The sequence below is a fragment of the Streptomyces sp. P9-2 genome, from assembly GCF_051903975.1.
GTDB lineage: Bacteria > Actinomycetota > Actinomycetes > Streptomycetales > Streptomycetaceae > Streptomyces > Streptomyces cellulosae.
In genome coordinates this window covers 2995655-3013933 of sequence record NZ_CP192633.1, presented here as the reverse complement: position 1 = coordinate 3013933, position 18279 = coordinate 2995655, and the positions used below count along the sequence as shown (strand labels likewise).

The following is an 18279-nucleotide window of genomic DNA, read 5'->3' as shown; positions in this document are numbered from 1 at the left end:
CACCCATGGCGGCTCGTGGCGCAAGCATACGAGAGTCACGTACACCCCGAAGAGGGAAACGTGCTCGCTGATATCCGGGTGTCAGCAGCCGACCGCAGTGATCTCCCCGGCTTCGCGCACGACCAGGCCCGGAAAGTACCGGCGCCCCAGATCATCGTCGTACATCAGATCCCATAACAGGGAGCGGGCCACCTCGAACGGCACGGAGCCCTTGAGGTTTGAGAACGGTACCGGGTCCGCAACATTGGCGAACCGATTCCGCTCGATACGGTCATGGCTGCACCAAGGCTTTCGCCGGCGCACCGCAGCACGAAGCAGGTGAAGCCCCGCCACTGAGTGCCGCTGGTCGGTCGTGAGGGAAGGGGAGTCAGCACGCCGCTCTCACCGCGACGGCAACGCAGCTTCACCCTGGGTGACGCAGTAAGAGCCGACTCGGACGCGCTCTCCCCCTCCCCCGTGAAACCTCACCGGCCAGGAGAGTACGCCAGGCGTGCAACCGCCGCCCTGCCTTCGCCCTCCAAGACCCAGATGTCGGCTTGCTACAGGCGAGGGCGCGCCGAGGCGACATGTCGGACAGTATTTCCCGGTCGAGCGATGGGGTCTTACAGCCATCCTCGACTGCTCTATGGAACTGCCCGGTACCCAAAACACCCCGTCCATCCCTTATGGATGCGACAAGACGGGCAGTACACGGCGTACATCTTCAGCTTGTCTCCCCCGTGCCCGGTTCGAATTCGACCCGGAATCGACCCGGGTGACTTGACCACGCCGGGAAGGTGGCATCCGACCTGCGAAAATAAGGGGCGGCAGACGAGTCGGGCTGTACGCCGGGTTCTGTTCCGGCGGGTCCTCGCGGTCCCGCCGGCGACGGCCATCCATCTAGGACCGGTGTTGCCACCGGCCTCGTGCGGTCTACCCGCGGACTCGGGCGGGCAGCCCTCGAACGTCCGCGCAGAGCGCTTTTCACGGCGCTCCTTTTGACCTTGCTCCGGGTGGGGTTTACCTAGCCGCCTGAGTCACCCCAGGCGCTGGTGGTCTCTTACACCACCGTTTCACCCTTACCCGGCGCCGAAGCGCCGGGCGGTCTGTTTTCTGTGGCACTGTCCCGCGGGTCACCCCGGGTGGCCGTTAGCCACCACCCTGCCCTGTGGAGCCCGGACGTTCCTCGGGGAGCCCCTCAAGGGGACTCCACGCGGCCGTCCGCCCGGCTCGTCTGCCGTACCGACCATGGTACCCGCCGGCCGGCCGGTTTCCGTTCCCGCGCGTTGGCCAGCACCGATCCGGTGAGGATGAGGAGGAAGGCGGCCGCCACCGTCGCGGTCAGGGCCTCGTCCAGGAAGAACGCGCCGGCCGCCACCGCGATCGCCGGATTGACGTACGTGATCACCGAGGCCCGGATCGGGCCCGCCTCCTTGATCAGTTCCAGGAAGGCGACGAACGCCACCGCCGTGCAGACGACGCCGAGGGCGGCCAGCGCGGCCAGGGTCTCCGGGGTGGGGAGGGACGCGGGACGCGAGGCGATCGCGGCGGGGGCGTAGACCAGGGCGGCCAGGGCCAGGCACGGCGTGATCAGGTGCAGCGTGGGGACGTCCTTGAGGTGGCGGTCGGCGATCAGCGGGGCCGTCGCGTAGCCGACGACCGTGACCAGGACCTCCGCCAGGGAGAGGGCGTCGCCGCCGGTCAGGTGGGGAAGGGTGAGGACGGCCACTCCCCCGAGCCCGAGCGCCAGGCCCGCGATCCTGCGGGGGCCGAGCGACTCCGCCCGGCCGAAGGCGCGGGACAGCAGCACGCCGACGATCGGGACGCCCGCGATCAGCAGGCCGGCCGTGGAGCTGGAGAGGTGGCGTTCGGCGTCGGTCAGCGTGTACCAGGGGCCGACGATCTCGATGACCGCGAACGCCAGCATCGGCTTCCAGTGCGCCCGCAGGTTCCGGGCGAGGCCCGCCTGGCGCAGGGCGAAGGGGAGCAGGAGGAGCGCGCCGACGGCGCAGCGGGCGAAGACGACGCCCGACGGGGACACCTCGTCCACCGCCACTTTGATCATCAGATAGGGGATGCCCCAGACCACTCCCATCAGGGAGAACAGGAACCAGCCGCGTGCAGTCATGGGAGGAGTGTCCGCCCGCTCAGCACCCCGCGTCTTGAACGCTGTTGCGGTACGCCGCCGGGGTCACGCCGAGCACGCGGCGGAACCACCGGGTGAGGTGCGCCTGGTCGGCGAAGCCCACGAGGACGGCCGCCTCGGCCGGCCGCACCCCGGCGTCCAGCAGGGCGCGCGCCCGCGCCACCCGGTACTGGGCGAGCCACGCGTACGGCGGCACGCCCATCGTCGTACGGAACGCGCGGAGCAGCTGGTAGCGGGAGAGGCCGAGGTCGGCGGCGAGGTCGGCCAGGGACGGCGGGGCGAGGAGTTCGTCGGCGAGGCGGTCGCGGACGGTGAGGGCGACGGAGCGGGCGCCGGGGAGGGCGCCGTCGTCGGCGCGGGACGTGGAGTGGCGGCGGGCCAGCGCGGCGAGCAGCCAGGGCAGGCGCGACTCGGCCTCCAGCGGGTCGGGGTGGGCGCTGAGGTCGGTGTGCGTACGGCACAGGGCGGCGGCCAGCTCCGGGTCGTGCAGGACGGGGTCGGGGAAGTACGGCAGTGCGGTGCCGAGGGTGCCGTCGCCGAGCAGGGCGGGGGCGGCGTAGAGGGCGCGGTAGGCGTAGCCCTCGGGGGCGGCTGGGCCGCCGGTGTGCATCTCGCCGGGTTCCAGGACGACGATCGAGCCGGGCCCGGACACGATGCGTCCCCCGCGGTACGCGATCGTCTCGAGGCCGCCGACGGTGACCCCGACCGTGTACTCGTCGTGCGCGTGCGGCGCGTACTCGTGCCGGGCGAACCGCGCGGTGAGCAGATCCAGCGCGGGCCCGCACCGCCCCAGCCGAGCCCTGGTCCACCTGGCCTGTTCCCGCCCGTCCCCCATGCCGCCACACCCCCGCCCCTCAGGGGATCAGAGGAAGTCGGCGGTGTCCAGGGCGGCGCGTGCGTCGCCGCTTGACCCTGCCGCGACGTCAACGTTTCTACTGGGGGCATGCGGATCGGAGAGCTGGCCGCGGTGGTTGGGGTGACCACGCGGGCCGTGCGGCACTATCACCATCTCGGGCTGTTGCCGGAGCCGGAGCGGCTCGGGAACGGGTACCGGGACTACACCCTGCGGCACGCCGTCGTGCTGGCGCGGATCCGGCGGCTGACCGAGCTGGGGCTCGGCCTCGCCGAGGTGCGGGACGTGCTCGCGGACGACGCGGGCAAGGATCTCGCCGAGGTGCTGGCGGAGCTGGACGAGGACCTGACCCGGCAGGAGGAGGCGGTCCGGGAGCGGCGGGCGCGGCTGCGGACGCTGCTGGAGCCGGAGGGCGGGACGCCGGCGGAGGGCCCGGTGTCGCCGGAGCTGGCCGCGCTGTTCCGTGGCACCGCCCACCTGACCGACTCCCCCATGGCCGCGAAGGACCGCGAGATCCTCGCGCTGATCGAGACGTCCGCGCCGCCGGAGGAGCGGAAACGGCTGATGGGCCTGATGAGCGGGGTGGTCGACGCGCCGGGCGGGACGGAACGGGCCATGACCGTGTACCGGCTGCTCGACGAGCTCGAAGGGGTCGGCACGGACGACCCACGGGTCGACGAGGCCGCCCGTGCGCTCGCGGAGTGCGTACCGGCCGCGTTGCTGCCCGAGGACGCCGTCCTCGACGAGAGCAACAGTTTCCTGGCCGCCCTGTACGCGGACTTCGCCCCCGCCCAGGGGGAGGCCTTCCGGCGGGCGCTGCGGATCGTCGCGGAGGGGCGGGCATGAGCCGGCGGACGGAGGGAGAGGGCGCGGTGGGGGCGGCGGTGCGCGTGGGGTGGGCGCTGGTGCGGCACGAGGCGCGGCTGATGGCGAGCCTCGTGCTGTGGCTGGCGCGGCGTACGCACGGGACGGGTGCGGGAGGCACGGCGTTCGGGTACGCGCGCGGCGAGGCGGCCATGATGTTCGGGTTCGCGTTCGTGTGCGTCGTGGAGACCGTCGCGATGTCGGCGCTGCTGGGCGACTGGCCGACGCTGCACGCGGTGGTGCTGTTCCTGGACGTGTACACGGTCGTCTTCGTCGTCGCCCTGTACGCCGCCTCCGCCGTACGCCCGCACGTCGTCACCCCCGACGGGCTGCGCGTGCGCCGGGCCGTCCACGTGGATCTGCGGATACCACGGGGGCGGATCGCGTCCGTCCGGCGTGAGCTGCGGATGACGCACGCCACGGCGGAGGGCGAGCTGAACCTCGCCGTCGGCTCGCAGACGACCGTGACGGTGGAGCTCGTGGAAGCGGTCCCGCACCGGTCGTTCTTCGGGCGCGTCCGGGACGTGCGCGTGGTCCGCCTCCACGCCGACGACGCGGACGGCCTGGTACGGGCGCTCACCGCCGCCCCGCAGGGGCCCGCGGGCCACGCCGTACCCTGACAGGCGAGCTCGATCGAAGGAGTACCTGTGCTTGTCCTGCTGCCGCCGTCCGAAGGCAAGGCCGCTTCCGGCCGCGGTGCCCCGCTGCGGACGGAGTCCCTGTCGCTGCCGGGACTGACCGCCGCGCGGGAGGAGGTTCTCACCGAGCTGGTCGACCTCTGCTCCGGCGACGAGGACAAGGCGCGCGAGGTGCTCGGGCTGAGCGAGGGTCTGCGGGGCGAGGTCGCGAAGAACCGTGAGCTGCGCACCGCCGGGGCCCGTCCGGCCGGGGAGATCTACACCGGCGTGCTGTACGACGCCCTCGACCTGGCCTCCCTCGACGCGGCGGCGAAGCGGCGGGCGGCAGCGTCGCTGCTGGTGTTCTCCGGGCTGTGGGGCGCGGTCCGGGTGACCGACCGGATTCCCTCGTACCGCTGCTCGATGGGCGTCAAACTGCCCGGTCTGGGCGCGCTGGGCGCGTACTGGCGGGCGCCGATGGCGGACGTGCTGCCGGAGGCGGCGGGGTCAGGGCTGGTCCTCGACCTGCGCTCGGCCGCGTACGCGACGGCGTGGAAGCCGAAGGGCGAGGTGGCCGGGCGGACGGCCACGGTCCGTGTGCTGCACGCGCCGACCCGGAAGGTGGTCAGCCACTTCAACAAGGCGACCAAGGGGCGGATCGTGCGGAGTCTGCTGACGGCCGGGGCCGTGCCGGAGGGGCCGGCGGAGCTGGTCGAGGCGCTGCGGGACCTCGGGTACGTGGTGGAGGCGGCAGCGCCGCCCCGGGCGGGGGCGGCGTGGGCGCTGGACGTCCTGGTGGACGAGATCCACTGACCGCGCTCTCGTTGCAACATCCGCAACGACCTTTGCGCAGGATGCGCGCCGACGGCAGGATGAGCGCCATGAACGCTCCCCTGCCGTCGTCCGGCGTGCCCGGTGTCCCCTTCTCGGTGCTCGGGCTCGCCCCCGTGGTGCCCGTGGTCGTGGTCGAGGACGCCGCCGACGCCGTGCCGCTGGCGCGGGCGCTGGTGGCGGGCGGGCTGCCCGCGATCGAGGTGACCCTGCGGACCCCGGCCGCGCCCGACGCGATCCGGGCGATCGCCGCCGAGGTGCCGGGCGCCGTGGTCGGCGCGGGGACGGTACTCACGCCGGGGCAGGTAACGGACGCCGTGGCGGCCGGGGCGCGGTTCCTGGTCAGCCCGGGGTGCACGGACGCGCTGCTGACGGCGATGCGGGCGGCCGGGGTGCCGTTCCTGCCGGGGGTGTCCACGGCGTCGGAGGTGATGGCGCTGCTGGAGCGAGGGGTGCGGGACATGAAGTTCTTCCCGGCGCGCGCGGCCGGCGGCACGGCGTATCTGAAGTCCCTGGCGGGACCGCTGCCGCAGGCCCGCTTCTGCCCCACCGGGGGGATCGGCCCGGAGACCGCCCCGGAGTACCTGGCACTGCCCAACGTGGGTTGTGTCGGCGGGAGTTGGATGCTGCCGGAGGACGCGGTGGCCGCCCGTGACTGGGACCGCGTGGAGCGGCTGGCTCGTGAGGCGGCGGCGCTGTAGCCCGTCCGGGGCCTTTCACCCGAGTCATCCAGGTGTCGCGGGTCAGGCGCCCACTCGCCCACTGCCCTTCACCGCGTGGACAGCGCCCCAGCGGCGTCGCCGTCGCTTGCCGCCGCCGTTGTCGGCTGTGCCCGGGCGAGGACCCCGCTCGGCTCGGCCAAAGACGCACCGCGTCCAGCAGCCGGCCCGATGCGGACGACAGGCCCTACCTCAGGTGCGACGTGTCGTTGAACAGCCGGACGCTCGCGTTGCCGTCGGCGTAGTACGCCACGGCGGACAGCGAGGCGGCGGACAGTTCCATGCGGAACAGCGCCTCGGGCGGGGCGCCCAGGGCGAGTCGGATCAGGGTCTTGATCGGGGTCACGTGCGTGACCAGCAGGACCGTGCGGCCCCGGTACTCCGCGACCAGTTTGTCGCGTGCCTCCGCGACCCGGGCGGCCGTCGCCGCGAAACTCTCGCCGCCGCCGGTGGGCTGGGCGTCCGGGGACGCCAGCCAGGCGTCCAGGTCATCGGGGTACCGCTCACGCACCTCGCCGAAGGTGAGGCCCTCCCAGGCGCCGAAGTCGGTCTCCCGCAGCCCGTCCTCGACGGCCACGTCGAGCCCGAGCCGGGCGGCGACGATGCGGGCGGTCTCGCGGGTACGGGCGAGAGGTGACGCGACGACCGCCTGCACGGTGCCGCGCCGGGCGAGCGCGGCGGCGACCTTTTCGGCCTGCTCGCGCCCGATGTCGGAGAGGGAGGGGTCGCTGCCCCCGCTGCCGGAGAACCGCTTCTGGGGGGTGAGCGGCGTCTCGCCGTGCCGCAGCAGCACGAAGGTGGCGGGCGCGCCCATGTCGGCGGGCGCCCACCCGGAGGAGGGAGTGGCGACGGCCTGCGCGGCCCGCCGGTCGGCGTCGGCAGGCGCTGCTCCGCCGAGTCCGGCAGCGGCGTCCCGCGCGGAGGTGTCCGTCACCGGACGGTCCACGGCCGAGCCCTGCGCACCGGCGCCCTGCTCGACGACCGTCCCTTCACCGGAGGCGTCTTCGATGCCGCGGCCCCGGGCCGTCCCCGCACCGCCGGTCGCGGCGGCGCCCTCGGCCGCGGGACGCCGTTCCGACTCCGGCTCACCGGACACGGCCGAGCCCTGCGCACCGGCGCCCTGCTCGACGACCGTCCCTTCACCGGAGGCGTCTTCGATGCCGCGGCCCCGGGCCGTCCCCGCACCGCCGGTCGCGGCGGCGCCCTCGGCCGCGGGACGCCGTTCCGACTCCGGCTCACCGGACACGGCAGCGCTGCCCGCCGGCGCCGGCGCCTCCCGCACCCGCGCGGCCCCCGCCGCAGCGTCCCCGGGCGGACCCTCAGGCACCGGTACGGCGGGGGCCGCCGGCGGGGTGTCCAAGTCGGCGCGGCTGTCCGCAGGCGACCACGCCTCCCCCCGCGCGCCCGCGTCCATCGCCTCGTTGGCCAACCGGTCCGCGTGGGTGTTGCGTTCGCGAGGGATCCACTCGTAGGTGACCCGGTCCGGCGGGAAGACCGTCGCGGCCTCCGCCGCGAGCGGCTTCATCGACGGATGCTTGATCTTCCAGCGTCCCGTCATCTGCTCGATGACGAGCTTGGAGTCCATGCGGACGTGGACCCGGGCCTCCGGGTCGAGGTCGCGGGCGGCGCGCAGGCCGGCCAGCAGGCCCCGGTACTCGGCGACGTTGTTGGTGGCGACGCCGATGTACTCGGCGGCCTCCGCCAGGGTCTCCCCCGTCGCCGCGTCGCTCACCACGGCCCCGTAACCGGCAGGCCCCGGGTTGCCCCGTGACCCGCCGTCCGCCTCGACGACGAACTCCCGCATCGGACTCGATCCCCTGCCGTAGGTCCTACAGTCCCGACTCCGCCGTGCGGACCAGGATGCGGCGGCAGTTCTCGCAGCGCACCACGGTGTCCGGGGCGGCGGCGCGGATCTCGTTCAGCTCGGTGATGGCCAGCTCCTGACGGCACCCCTGGCAGGTGCGCGCGTACAGCTTGGCCGCGCCGATGCCGCCCTGCTGCTCGCGCAGCTTGTCGTAGAGGCTCAGCAGCGCGGCCGGCACCGAGGCGGCGACGACCTCGCGCTCCTTCGTCACGGACGCGGTCTCGCCGTCGATCTGCTCCAGTGCCGCGTCCCGGCGGGCGGTAGCGTCGTCGATCTTGCCCTGGACGGAGCCGACGCGCTCGGTCAGTTCGGCGACCCGCTCCTGGGCGGACTCGCGGCGCTCCATGACCTCGAGGACGACGTCCTCCAGGTCGCCCTGGCGCTTGGCGAGGGAGGCGAGTTCGCGCTGGAGGTTCTCCAGGTCCTTGGGCGAGGAGACGGCGCCGGAGTCGAGGCGCTTCTGGTCGCGGGCGGCGCGCTGGCGCACCTGGTCGACGTCCTGCTCGGCCTTGGTCTGCTCGCGCGCGCAGTCGCTCTCCTCGGTCTGCGCGGCGACGAGCAGGTCGCGCAGCTGGGCGAGGTCCCGGTTCAGGGACTCGATCTCGGCGTGCTCCGGGAGCGACTTCCGCTTGTGCGCGAGCTGCTGGAGGCGGACGTCGAGGTCCTGGACGTCGAGAAGTCGGATCTGGTCGGCGGGCTCGGCGTTCAGTTGGGGGCTCCAGATGAATCGGTGGTGGCACCGGACGACGCCGCGTGGGCGGTCCAGGGGTCGGTGACCGTGCGCGAGACGTGGACCCTGAGGTCCCAGCCGTGACGGTCGGAGATCTCGTCGAGCTGGGCGGCGGCCAGCTCGCACCAGGGCCACTCGGTGGCCCAGTGCGCCGCGTCGAGCAGCGCGAGAGGACTGTGGGCGCGGGCTTCCGACGCCGGGTGGTGGCGCAGGTCCGCGGTGAGGAAGGCGTCCACGCCGGCGGCCCGGACGTGGTCGAAGAGGCTGTCGCCGGAGCCGCCGCTGACGGCGACCGTCCGCACCGGTGCGTCGGGGTCGCCGGCGACGCGGATGCCCTGCGCGGTGGCCGGAAGCCGCTGGGCTGCGCGGGCCGCGAACTCACGCACGGTGAGCGGCGTGTCCAACTCGCACACGCGGCCCAGTCCCCGCCGCCCCTCGGGGTCGGAGGGGTCCGGCACCAGCGGCCGTACGACCCTGAGATCGAGCGCGCCGGCGAGGGCGTCGGAGACTCCCGGGTCGGCGGTGTCGGCGTTGGTGTGGGCGACGTGCAGCGCGATGTCGTTCTTGATGAGCGTGTGCACCACGCGGCCCTTGAAGGTGGAGGCCGCGACGGTGGTCGTGCCGCGCAGATAGAGCGGATGGTGCGTGACCAGCAGGTCGGCGCCGAGCTTCACAGCCTCGTCGACGATCTCCTGGACCGGGTCGACGGCGAACAGGACGCGCGTGACCTCCTGGTCCGGGTCGCCCACGACGGTGCCGACCGCGTCCCAGGACTCGGCCCGCTCGGCGGGCCACAGGTTGTCCAGCGCGGCGATGACTTCTGACAGACGGGGCACGCCGCCAAGGCTACCTGCCCCTTTCGCACGGCAGTACCGGATCCGGGTACCGCCGGGACGCCCGCCGGGCGGAGCGCCGCACCCACGGAGCACACTCCCCGCGCATCCTCAGCAGAATCGTTCCTGGAGCACCCTTACGTGTGAAGCGCGCTCCTCCGCTCCGCCGCCTCCGTCCGCGAAAACTACCGTTCGTCACCGGAGGTGACCGAAAGATGACGGTCTGCGCCATCGAACCTGCGGCGGCACACGAGAACGGAGCGGGACGGGCGGGCTGCACCATCACCGCGGACGGCTGTTACGCCGCCCGCCTGGCCCTCGCCGGCGACTCCCTGTTCCCGGAGCGCTGGACCCTGGACGGCCCCGAGCCGTACGCGGTGCCGCTGCCCGGCAACCAGCCCGAGGAGCCCGGCACCGAGGTGCAGCCCCTCGCCGACGGCCGGGTCCTCATCCACCGGCTGGTGGACGGGCGGCACGCCTTCTCCCTGCTGTACCCGACCGGCCCCGGCACCGGCGAGCTGCCGCTCGGCACGGTCGACCACGCCGGCGACGGCACCCGGCTGCGGCTGCTGCCCCCGGCCCCGGACGGCCGCCGTGCGTACGCCCTCGCCGCGGGACGGCACAGCGCGGCGGTGTGGCTGGTGGCGGGCGGCGCGTCCGGGCCCGAGCGGGTCGCGGAGATCCCCGGCGGCTGCTCGGGCGGGGCGTGGCTCGACCGCGAGGGGCGGATGCTCGCCCTGGACCGGGAGTCGGGCGGACGCACCAAGTCGGTGGTGGTCGACCTCGGACGCGGCGGCGAGGTGTCGCCGCTGCTGCAGATCGCGCCCGGCAGCGACGACCGGGTGCTGCTCGCCGACCCGGACAGCGGTCTGCTGCTGATCCGCTCGGACGCGCCCTCCCCGGGCCGGCCGCGGCTGGGCTGGGGCGTGCTGGGCAGCACGCTGCCCGTGCGGTTCCCCGAGTGCCTGCGGCTGCCGGTCCGCACGGTGACGCCGTTCGCGGTGCAGCCGGGTCAGATGCTGACCCCGGAGGGGTGCGCGGTGGCGCTGCACGTCGAAGGGGCGGACGGCGCCGGCTGGATCGGGCTGTGGCGTCCCGCCGAGCGGCGCGTCCACCATGTCCCGGCCCCGGCGGGCTGGCTCACCGGCACGGGACTGTGGACGGCGGACGGGGCGCTGCGGCTGCCGTACTCCTCCGGCGCGGTGCCGTGCGGGGTGGCGACGCTGACGATGCCGGGTGAGGAACGGCGGCCGGAGGACGGCTCCCGGGACGGCGCCGCGCCGGACGCGGAGGGCGCGGAATCATCACCCCCGACCGGTGATCAGTACAGCGGTCAACTACCCACGGGTAAAACGGAGATGACCGTTCATCACCTCAACTCCCTGGCCGACGCGCCGCGTCCCGTGCCCCTTCAGCAAGCACCCCTCGGACGGCTTGTAACGAACTAGTGGCGGTTGGCGTGGCCGCCTGGATCCGGGGTGCGGTGGGCCGGTTAGACTCGCCCGGCTGTAGGAAAGATCATGTTTACGGGGTGAAATCCTTCCGATGAGCGACGTCATCACGCACGAGCCGCGGCCCGTCGAGCACGAGCAGGTCGCCGCGGGTCACGGCAGGCACCGGGGACCGGTCTCCACGCAGGAGGCGGAGACGTCCCCGCGCGGCCGGCACCGCAAGCCGACCCAGGAGAACGACCGCGGGGAGTGACCGCCGCCGACCCAGGTCGGCCGGTCCCGCCCTCCGCGGGTGGAACGGAAAGCACGGACCCCGACCGTCGTCGACGGTCGGGGTCGTCTTCATGCTCCCTTCTCGCTGAGCTCCACCGTCGCGCCCGCCAGTACGGGCGCCTCCCCGCGTTCCACCGCGCCCACGGCCACCCGTACGGTGCCGTCCCCACGCCACATCCGGATCCGCAGTGTCTCGCCCGGGTACGTCACCCCGGCGAACCGGGCGGTCCAGGAGCGGACGCGGGTGACGTCGCCGTCGAGGAGCGAGTCGACGACCGCCTTGAGGGTCATGCCGTAGGTGCACAGGCCGTGCAGCACGGGGCGGTCGAAACCGGCGCGGCGCGCGAACTCGGGGTCGGCGTGCAGGGGGTTGAGGTCGCCGGTGAGGCGGTAGAGCAGCGCCTGGTCCTCCCGTACGGGGCGCTCGGCCGTGAGGTCGGGGGCGCCCCGCTCCTCCGGCGCGCCCGCCGAGGGCCCGCGGTCGCCGCCCCAGCCGCCCTCGCCGCGTACGTACACCTGCGCCTCGGCCGTCCACAGCGGGCCGTCCGCGTCGGCGGCGTCGCTGCGCAGGACCAGCAAGGCCGCCTTGCCCTTGTCGTGCACGGCGGTGATGCGGTCGGTGCGGGTGGCGGTGGCCCGTACGGGCAGGGGGCGGTGCACGCGGAGCGACTGGCCGCCGTGCAGCACGTGAGCGAGGTCCACGTCGACGCCGGGCATGGACAGGGCGGCGATCACCCCGGGCGGTCCGCCGCCCGCGACGGTGGCGAAGCTCGGCAGGACGTGGAGGCGGGACTCCAGGGTGTAGCGCAGTTCGCGGGGGTCGGTGGCGGGGACGCCGGCGCCGATGCCGAGGTGGTAGAGCTGGACGTCCTCGGGGGTCCAGGAGATCTCGGTGGTGCGGGGCGCGGCGGCGAGGGCGCGGGCGGTGTCGAGGGGCATGTCGCTCCTGATCGCGGGGGTGGTCCGGACCCTGTATAGCCCGGCGTACGGCTCCGGGTCAGCCGCAGGACCCGGGACATCCACACTGGTGCGGACCGTACGGACGGCTCTGTCGGCGGGCGCCGGGCCCGGCCTGCCGTCGACGGGAACCGCACCCGGCCGGGCCCGGCGCACACCCGGCTGACGCCCGACGCGGGACGGACACCCGGCGCACGGCCCGGTCGGCCCGGCGACGCCCACCGGGCGATGGCGGCGGCGCCCGCTCGGCGGCGTACCGGGCGCCCCGCCCACATGCCCGGCGCCCCGCCCCGGCCGGCTCCGGCACACGACGCCCGCGCAGGCGCCGGCGACCGAGCGGGGCGCCACGCACACCCCACGGAGGCGCGGCAGCGGGGTGGCTGTGACCCGGGCGCGGATCACACCCCGGGCCAGGCCCGGCGCACACCCGGCTGACGCCCGACGCCCGCCCGACGCGGGGCTGGGGCGCCGACAGTCGCGCGAACCGCGGGTTCACCCCGTCCGCCCCGTCCGCGTCCGCGGCAGCCACGCGAACATCAGCAGCGACCCGGCCGCCAGGACGACGGCCCCCGTGGTGAAGACCAGGGCGTAGCCCTCGGTCAGCGCCTCCGGGGTGTCCGCCCCGTTCGTGCGGGCCGCCGCGATCGTGGCCATGACCGCGAGGCCGAGGGAGCCGCCCATCGTGCGGGAGGTGTTGACGAGGCCGGAGACGAGACCGGCCTCCTCGGGGGCCGCTCCCGACGTGGCGAGGGACGCCAGCGGGGTGCCGGCGAGGCCCGCGCCGAGCATCATCAGGACGCCCGGGATCATGATCGCGGTGAGGTACGCGCCGTCCGCCGTCATCGTGGACTGCCAGGCGAAGCCGGCCGTCGCGACGAGCGTGCCGAGCACGGCCACCGCGCGCGGTCCCGTGGCCCGCATCAGCCAGGGGGCGACCTTGGAGCCGACGATCACGGCGACCGAGCTGGGCACCAGGGCGAGTCCGGCCTCCAGCGGGGTGTAGCCGAGGACGTTCTGCGCGTACAGGGTCATGAAGAACCACATGCAGAACATCGCGGAGCCGCTGAGGAACATGGCGACGTTCGCGGAGGCCACCGACCGCAGCTTCAGCAGCCCGAGCGGCATCAGCGGGGACCTGGCGCGGGCCTCGGCGAGCAGGAACAGCGCGACGAGGGCGAGCCCGGCGCACAGCGGCACCACGGTGGACATCGCCGTCCAGCCGGCCTGCTCGGTCTGGGAGACCCCGTACGCCAGGGTGGCGAGGCCCGCCGTGACGAGGACGGCGCCGGGCAGGTCGAGGCGGCGGCCGTCCCCGGCGCGGCTCTCGGTGATCCAGCGGGCGGCGGCGGCCAGCACGACCGCGCCGACCGGCACGTTGATCAGCAGCACCCAGCGCCAGGACAGCGTCTCGACGAGCACCCCGCCGACGAAGCCGCCCGCCGCGCCGCCGCCCGCGCCGACGGCGGTCCAGGTGGCGATGGCGCGGGCACGGGCCGCGCCCTCCGGGACCGCCGAGGTGACGAGGGTGAGCGTGGAGGGCGCGAGGACGGCCGCCCCGAGCCCCTGCACGGCCCGCGCCACCAGCAGCTGCCAGCCCTCCTGGGCGAGCCCGCCGGCCAGCGAGGCCAGGGTGAACAGCCCGAGTCCGACGAGGAACATCCGCTTGCGCCCGTAGAGGTCGCCGGCCCGGCCGCCGAGCAGCATGAAGCCCGCGAACGCGATGGAGTACGCGTTGACCACCCACTGCAGGCCCTGCTCGTCCAGCCCGAGGCCGCCGCGTACGGACGGCAGCGCCACGTTGACCACGGAGATGTCGAGGACGACGAGGAACTGGCCGGCGCAGGCGAGCGCCACCACCAGCCATACGGGCGGTGCGGTGCGGGCGGGGACGCGGGTGGTGTCGGGGGCTTCGAGCATGAGGGTCATGCTCTCAACCGCCGCGCGCGGCCCGCATCGGCATCTCGCCCGACCTTCGTCTCCTCCCTCGGACCGATCCCCGGACCGGTGGAGACACCGGCTGCGCGGCCGGGCGGCCGGTCTGCGGACCTCCAAGGAACGGTCAAGAAATCGTTAGGGGGTCGAAACAACGGAATAGTTGCCTCGGCGCACGGGGTTCACGGTCCACGTACCTGCCGTTCGGCCGCCTGGAGGCACCCCGTATGACACAGACGACGCCCGTCCGTCCCTCCGGCAGAGCGGGCGCGGCGGTGGTCCCCGTCCTCGCCTTCGCGGGCATCGTCGTCGCGGTGATGCAGACCCTGCTGGTCCCGGTGATCAAGGACCTGCCGCGGCTGCTCGACACCGCGCCCGCCGACGCCACCTGGGTCCTGACCTCGACCCTGCTGTCGGGCGCCGTGGCCACCCCGATCATGGGACGGCTCGGCGACCTCTTCGGCAAGCGGCGGATGCTGGTCGCCAGCCTCTCGGTGATGGTGGTGGGCGCGCTGGTCAGCGCGTTCACCAGCGATCTGCTGGTGATGATCGCCGGCCGTACGCTCCAGGGCTTCGCGATGGGCGCGATACCGCTCGGCATCGGCCTGATGCGGGACATGCTGCCGCGCGAACGCCTCAGCTCCGCGATGGCGCTGATGAGCTCCTCCATCGGCGTCGGCGGCGGTCTGGCGCTGCCCGCCGCCGCGCTGGTCGCCCAGCACACCGACTGGCACGCCCTCTACCTCGGCGCGGCCGGCCTGGGCGTGATCGCCATCGCCCTCACCCTGGCCGTCGTGCCCGAGTCGCCGCTGCGCGCCAAGGGCTCGTTCGACCTGCCGGGCGCGCTGGGTCTGACCGCCGGTCTGGTGCTGTTCCTGCTGCCCGTCTCCAAGGGCAGCGACTGGGGCTGGACGTCCGGCACCACGCTGGGCCTGTTCGGCGCGGCGGCCGTGGTGCTGCTGCTGTGGGGGCTGATGGAGCTGCGTGTCGCCGCGCCGCTGGTGGACCTGCGCACCACGGCCCGCCGTGAGGTGCTGCTCACCAACCTCGCCTCGATCATGGTCGGCGTCTCCTTCTTCGTGGTCTCCCTGGTGCTGCCCCAGCTGCTCCAGCTGCCCACCGCGTCGGACGGGCTCGGGCAGTCGATGGTGGTCGCGGGCCTGTGCGTGGCGCCGCTGGGCCTGACGATGATGTTCACGGCGCCGGTGTACGCGCGGCTGTCCTCCCGGTACGGCCCCAAGGTCACCCTGATCATCGGCCTGCTGGTGATCGCGGCCGGGTACGGCGGCGGGCTCGGGCTGATGAGCGCCGCCTGGCAGACCGTGGTCACCTCGGTGGTGCTCGGCGCGGGCATCGGACTCGCGTACTCCTCGCTGCCCGCGCTGATCGTCGGCGCGGTCCCGGCCTCCGAGACCGGCGCGGCGAACGGCCTCAACACGCTGATGCGCTCCATCGGCACGTCGGTGTCCAGCGCCGTGATCGGCATGGTGCTGGCGAACACCTCGGACGTGGTGGGCGGGGTCACGGTGCCGACGCTGCACGGCTTCCGCGTCTCGTTCGGGATCGCCGCGGCGGCGGTCGCCGTCGGCCTGGTGCTGGCCCTGTTCCTGCCCGGCCGGCGTCCGTCGGTCCGTCCGCAGCTGCGGGCGAGCAGCGAGGAGGAGGCGAACCTGGAGCGTGCGCGGGAGGCGCTGCGCGGCTTCCGGGGCCGGGTGCTGGACGCGTCCGGCGCGCCGGTGGCCCGCGCCCGGGTCACCCTCATCGACCGGCACGGCCGCCGCGCGGGCGCCACGGTCTCCGCGGCCGACGGCACCTACGCCGTCACGGTCCCGGCCCAGGGCCCGTACGTCCTGGCCGCCCGCGCCCCGGGCCACGGCCCCCTCGCCGCCCCGGCGACCCACACGGGGGCGGGCGACTGCGTCGCCGTCGACCTGTCACTGCCGCCGGAGACGGTCACGGCGTGACGGCCGCCGGCCCGGCGGCGGCCGCCCGACACGCGGGTCCGGAGGCCGGACCGCCGGGGCCCCGCTGCCCGGGAGGGCCGGCGCCTCGGCCGCCCGTCGGCGCCTCCCCGCGCACGGCCGCCGGGACACCGGGCTCCCGACCTGGTCTACGTCCGGAGACGGCCGGCCTGACGCCGGGCGGCACCACAACCGCCCCGCGCCGCGGGAAACCGCGCGCCGGGCCCCCGGCGGACGGCACGGCGGCCGTCCCCCGCCGCCCGCCCCGACCGGCAGCGCCCGGGCGCAGGAGGCGGGCCGCCCCACCGTCCGGCGCTCCGGGCGCACCGTCGAAGCCGAGCCGGGGTCCGCGGCGGCACCCCCCGTTCCGGCGCACGGCCCGTGCCGCAGCGCACGGGCCGCCGTCGAGCCGGAGCCCGCCTCCGCACAGGCGCCGCCCGTCCGGTTACCTGCCGGTACCCCCCTTCACCGCCCCCGCCGGGGCTACGGCAGCATGGCCCCGTGGAAACATCTGTGACCTCCGGAGAGGCGGACCCCATGGTGAAGGCGCCGGAGCCCGCGATCCTGGACGCGTTCGAGGCGGCGAAGGGGTTCATGCCGCTGGACGAGGGGCTCGCCCTGTACGCCGCCGCCGTCGAGGCCGGGCGGCTGGGGCTGCCGTTGCTGGAGATCGGGACGTACTGCGGCCGCTCCACGATCCTGCTCGCGGACGCGGCCCGCGCGGCCGGGGTGACCGCGCTCACCGTGGACCACCACCGGGGCAGCGAGGAACAGCAGCCGGGGTGGGAGTACCACGACCCGGAGACGGTCGACCCGGAGCTGGGCGTGATGGACACCCTGCCGACCTTCCGGCGGACCCTGCGCCGGGCCGGTCTGGAGGAGCACGTGGTGGCGCTGGTGGGGCGCTCCCCGCAGATCGCCGCCCTGTGGGGGCGCCCGCTGGGCCTGGTGTTCGTCGACGGCGGCCACACCGACGAGCACGCGGGCGCCGACTACGAGGGCTGGGCCCCGCACGTCGCCGAGGGCGGGCTGCTCGTCATCCACGACGTCTTCCCCGACCCGGTGGACGAGTTCACCGGGCAGGCCCCGTACCGCGTGCACCAGCGGGCGCTGGCGTCCGGGGAGTTCACGGAGGTCTCCGCCACGGGGTCGCTGCGCGTCCTGCGCCGTACGGGTGCGGTCGCCGCGCACCGTTAGGGTGGCTGCGTGGTGTACACAGGTCCCGACTTCGATCCGCCCCCGCAGCGGCGCTCCCGCCGTGGTCCGCTGACCGTGGCGCTCGCCGCGCTCGTCTGCGGCGGGCTGCTCGGCTGGGGCGTGTACGCGGCCACGGGCTCCACGGACGACAAGGGCACGGGCGCGGAGGCCGGGGGCTCCCCGTCGGCCGCGCCCCGCACGCCGTCGCCCGCCGCCTCCTCCCCCGTCGGCAGCGTCTCCCCGTCCGCGGAGGACGAGGAGTCCTCCCCGGCCCCGCGGACGCCCTCCGCGTCCGCGCCCGCCGCGGCAGGACCGCTCAAGGGCAAGGTCGTCGTCATCGACCCCGGGCACAACCCGACGAACGTCAAGCACACGGCGGAGATCAACCGTCAGGTGGACGTCGGCACGCACCGCAAGGAGTGCGACACCACCGGCACCTCCACCAACGACGGTTACCCGGAGGCGGAGTTCACCCTGGACGTCGCCCACCGGATGCGCGCCCTACTGGAGAAGCAGGGCGCGACGGTGAAGCTGACGCAGGACCGCGACCGGCCGTACGGGCCGTGCGTGGACGAGCGGGCCCGGATCGGCAACGCGGCGAAGGCCGACGCGGTCGTCTCCATCCACGCCGACGGCTCCGGCGCCGGCAACCGCGGCTTCCATGTGATCCTGCCCGGTCCGGTGAACGCCGGGGAGGCGGACACCCGCGCCGTCGTGGAGCCTTCGCGGGAACTCGGGGAGCGCATCGCGGGCAACTTCGTGCGCGTCACCGGCACCGCGCCGTCCAACTACATCGGCGGCGGCACCGGACTCGTCACGCGGAAGGACCTGGGCGGTCTCAATCTGTCAACGGTTCCGAAGGTGTTCATCGAGTGCGGGAACATGCGCGATAGCAAGGACGCGGCGCTGCTGACCAGCGGCGCCTGGCGGCAGAAAGCGGCGCAAGGGATTTCCGAGGGAATCGTGAGTTTCCTGCGCGGGTAGGGATCAGCCCACTGATCCGGGCGGACAGCCCGATCCGGCGGACGATAGTGTCGTCCGTACGATCAGGGGCCGCCCCCGCGCTTCGCAC

16 protein-coding genes, 1 other RNA gene and 1 pseudogene are annotated in these 18279 nt (G+C 74.4%); 9 read left to right on the top strand and 9 right to left on the bottom strand.

The genetic code is table 11. The features are described 5' to 3' along the window. Positions 1 to 81: 81 nt before the first annotated feature. The 4 genes and pseudogenes from ACQY0Z_RS13845 to ACQY0Z_RS13830 form a co-directional block, all read right to left on the bottom strand. A complete protein-coding gene (locus ACQY0Z_RS13845; protein WP_439812338.1) occupies positions 82 to 204 on the bottom strand; it encodes a hypothetical protein in 123 nt (40 codons plus the stop codon). 603 nt (positions 205 to 807) lie between these two features. Beyond that, an RNA gene (gene rnpB / locus ACQY0Z_RS13840) (RNase P RNA component class A) lies at positions 808 to 1212 on the bottom strand. A 112-nt stretch (positions 1213 to 1324) separates the two neighbouring features. Further along, a pseudogene (locus ACQY0Z_RS13835) lies at positions 1325 to 2044 on the bottom strand (DMT family transporter); the annotation flags it as partial. 82 nt (positions 2045 to 2126) lie between these two features. Continuing rightward, positions 2127 to 2960, bottom strand: a complete 834-nt coding sequence (locus tag ACQY0Z_RS13830; RefSeq protein WP_189904315.1) for an AraC family transcriptional regulator — start codon at positions 2958 to 2960, stop codon at positions 2127 to 2129. Between the two features lie 108 nt (positions 2961 to 3068). Between ACQY0Z_RS13830 and ACQY0Z_RS13825 the strand changes: the two genes are divergently transcribed. The 4 genes from ACQY0Z_RS13825 (at position 3069) to eda (ending at position 5991) form a co-directional block, all read left to right on the top strand. Then, positions 3069 to 3824: a MerR family transcriptional regulator gene (locus ACQY0Z_RS13825; protein ID WP_189904317.1), complete on the top strand. Its 756-nt coding sequence runs from the start codon at positions 3069 to 3071 to the stop codon at positions 3822 to 3824. Continuing rightward, a complete protein-coding gene (locus tag ACQY0Z_RS13820) occupies positions 3821 to 4462 on the top strand; it encodes a hypothetical protein (protein WP_189904320.1) in 642 nt (213 codons plus the stop codon). Before ACQY0Z_RS13825 ends, ACQY0Z_RS13820 begins: the two co-directional genes overlap by 4 nt. A 27-nt stretch (positions 4463 to 4489) precedes the next feature. Continuing rightward, positions 4490 to 5272, top strand: coding sequence for a peroxide stress protein YaaA (gene yaaA / locus ACQY0Z_RS13815; protein WP_439812337.1), 783 nt, complete (start codon positions 4490 to 4492; stop codon positions 5270 to 5272). Between the two features lie 68 nt (positions 5273 to 5340). Beyond that, complete coding sequence (gene eda, locus ACQY0Z_RS13810) at positions 5341 to 5991, top strand: bifunctional 4-hydroxy-2-oxoglutarate aldolase/2-dehydro-3-deoxy-phosphogluconate aldolase (protein WP_347226318.1); 651 nt, start codon at positions 5341 to 5343, stop codon at positions 5989 to 5991. A gap of 205 nt (positions 5992 to 6196) precedes the next feature. Here the strand turns inward: eda and ACQY0Z_RS13805 are convergent, their stop codons facing one another. Genes ACQY0Z_RS13805 through ACQY0Z_RS13795 form a run of 3 tightly spaced genes read right to left on the bottom strand, consistent with a single transcriptional unit; the run spans position 6197 to position 9439 of the window. Then, positions 6197 to 7813: a bifunctional RNase H/acid phosphatase gene (locus ACQY0Z_RS13805; RefSeq protein ID WP_439812336.1), complete on the bottom strand. Its 1617-nt coding sequence runs from the start codon at positions 7811 to 7813 to the stop codon at positions 6197 to 6199. Between the two features lie 25 nt (positions 7814 to 7838). Next, a complete protein-coding gene (locus tag ACQY0Z_RS13800; RefSeq protein WP_189904411.1) occupies positions 7839 to 8582 on the bottom strand; it encodes a CT398-like coiled coil hairpin domain-containing protein in 744 nt (247 codons plus the stop codon). Then, positions 8579 to 9439 (bottom strand): Nif3-like dinuclear metal center hexameric protein, encoded by an 861-nt coding sequence (locus tag ACQY0Z_RS13795; RefSeq protein WP_254586506.1) that lies wholly within the window; start codon positions 9437 to 9439, stop codon positions 8579 to 8581. Before ACQY0Z_RS13795 ends, ACQY0Z_RS13800 begins: the two co-directional genes overlap by 4 nt. Before the next feature lie 212 nt (positions 9440 to 9651). Here ACQY0Z_RS13795 and ACQY0Z_RS13790 point away from each other — a divergent pair, with 212 nt between their 5' ends. Then, positions 9652 to 10884 (top strand): hypothetical protein, encoded by a 1233-nt coding sequence (locus ACQY0Z_RS13790; RefSeq protein ID WP_347226320.1) that lies wholly within the window; start codon positions 9652 to 9654, stop codon positions 10882 to 10884. A gap of 97 nt (positions 10885 to 10981) precedes the next feature. Beyond that, positions 10982 to 11140, top strand: coding sequence for a hypothetical protein (locus ACQY0Z_RS13785; RefSeq protein ID WP_189904329.1), 159 nt, complete (start codon positions 10982 to 10984; stop codon positions 11138 to 11140). An 89-nt stretch (positions 11141 to 11229) separates the two neighbouring features. On the opposite strand, the gene ACQY0Z_RS13780 is transcribed toward ACQY0Z_RS13785, so the two are convergent. Beyond that, positions 11230 to 12099 carry a MaoC/PaaZ C-terminal domain-containing protein gene (locus ACQY0Z_RS13780; RefSeq protein WP_439812335.1) on the bottom strand — a complete coding sequence of 290 codons (870 nt, stop codon included), beginning with the start codon at positions 12097 to 12099 and terminating at the stop codon, positions 11230 to 11232. Positions 12100 to 12609: 510 nt separating this feature from the next. Further along, positions 12610 to 14043, bottom strand: a complete 1434-nt coding sequence (locus tag ACQY0Z_RS13775) for an MFS transporter (RefSeq protein WP_381725357.1) — start codon at positions 14041 to 14043, stop codon at positions 12610 to 12612. A gap of 233 nt (positions 14044 to 14276) precedes the next feature. Between ACQY0Z_RS13775 and ACQY0Z_RS13770 the strand changes: the two genes are divergently transcribed. From ACQY0Z_RS13770 to ACQY0Z_RS13760, 3 genes are all read left to right on the top strand, one after another. Continuing rightward, a complete protein-coding gene (locus tag ACQY0Z_RS13770) occupies positions 14277 to 16013 on the top strand; it encodes an MFS transporter (RefSeq protein ID WP_439812334.1) in 1737 nt (578 codons plus the stop codon). 534 nt (positions 16014 to 16547) lie between these two features. Further along, positions 16548 to 17207: a class I SAM-dependent methyltransferase gene (locus ACQY0Z_RS13765; RefSeq protein ID WP_189904413.1), complete on the top strand. Its 660-nt coding sequence runs from the start codon at positions 16548 to 16550 to the stop codon at positions 17205 to 17207. Between the two features lie 9 nt (positions 17208 to 17216). Then, positions 17217 to 18191: an N-acetylmuramoyl-L-alanine amidase gene (locus tag ACQY0Z_RS13760; protein WP_381725353.1), complete on the top strand. Its 975-nt coding sequence runs from the start codon at positions 17217 to 17219 to the stop codon at positions 18189 to 18191. Positions 18192 to 18279 lie beyond the last annotated feature (88 nt).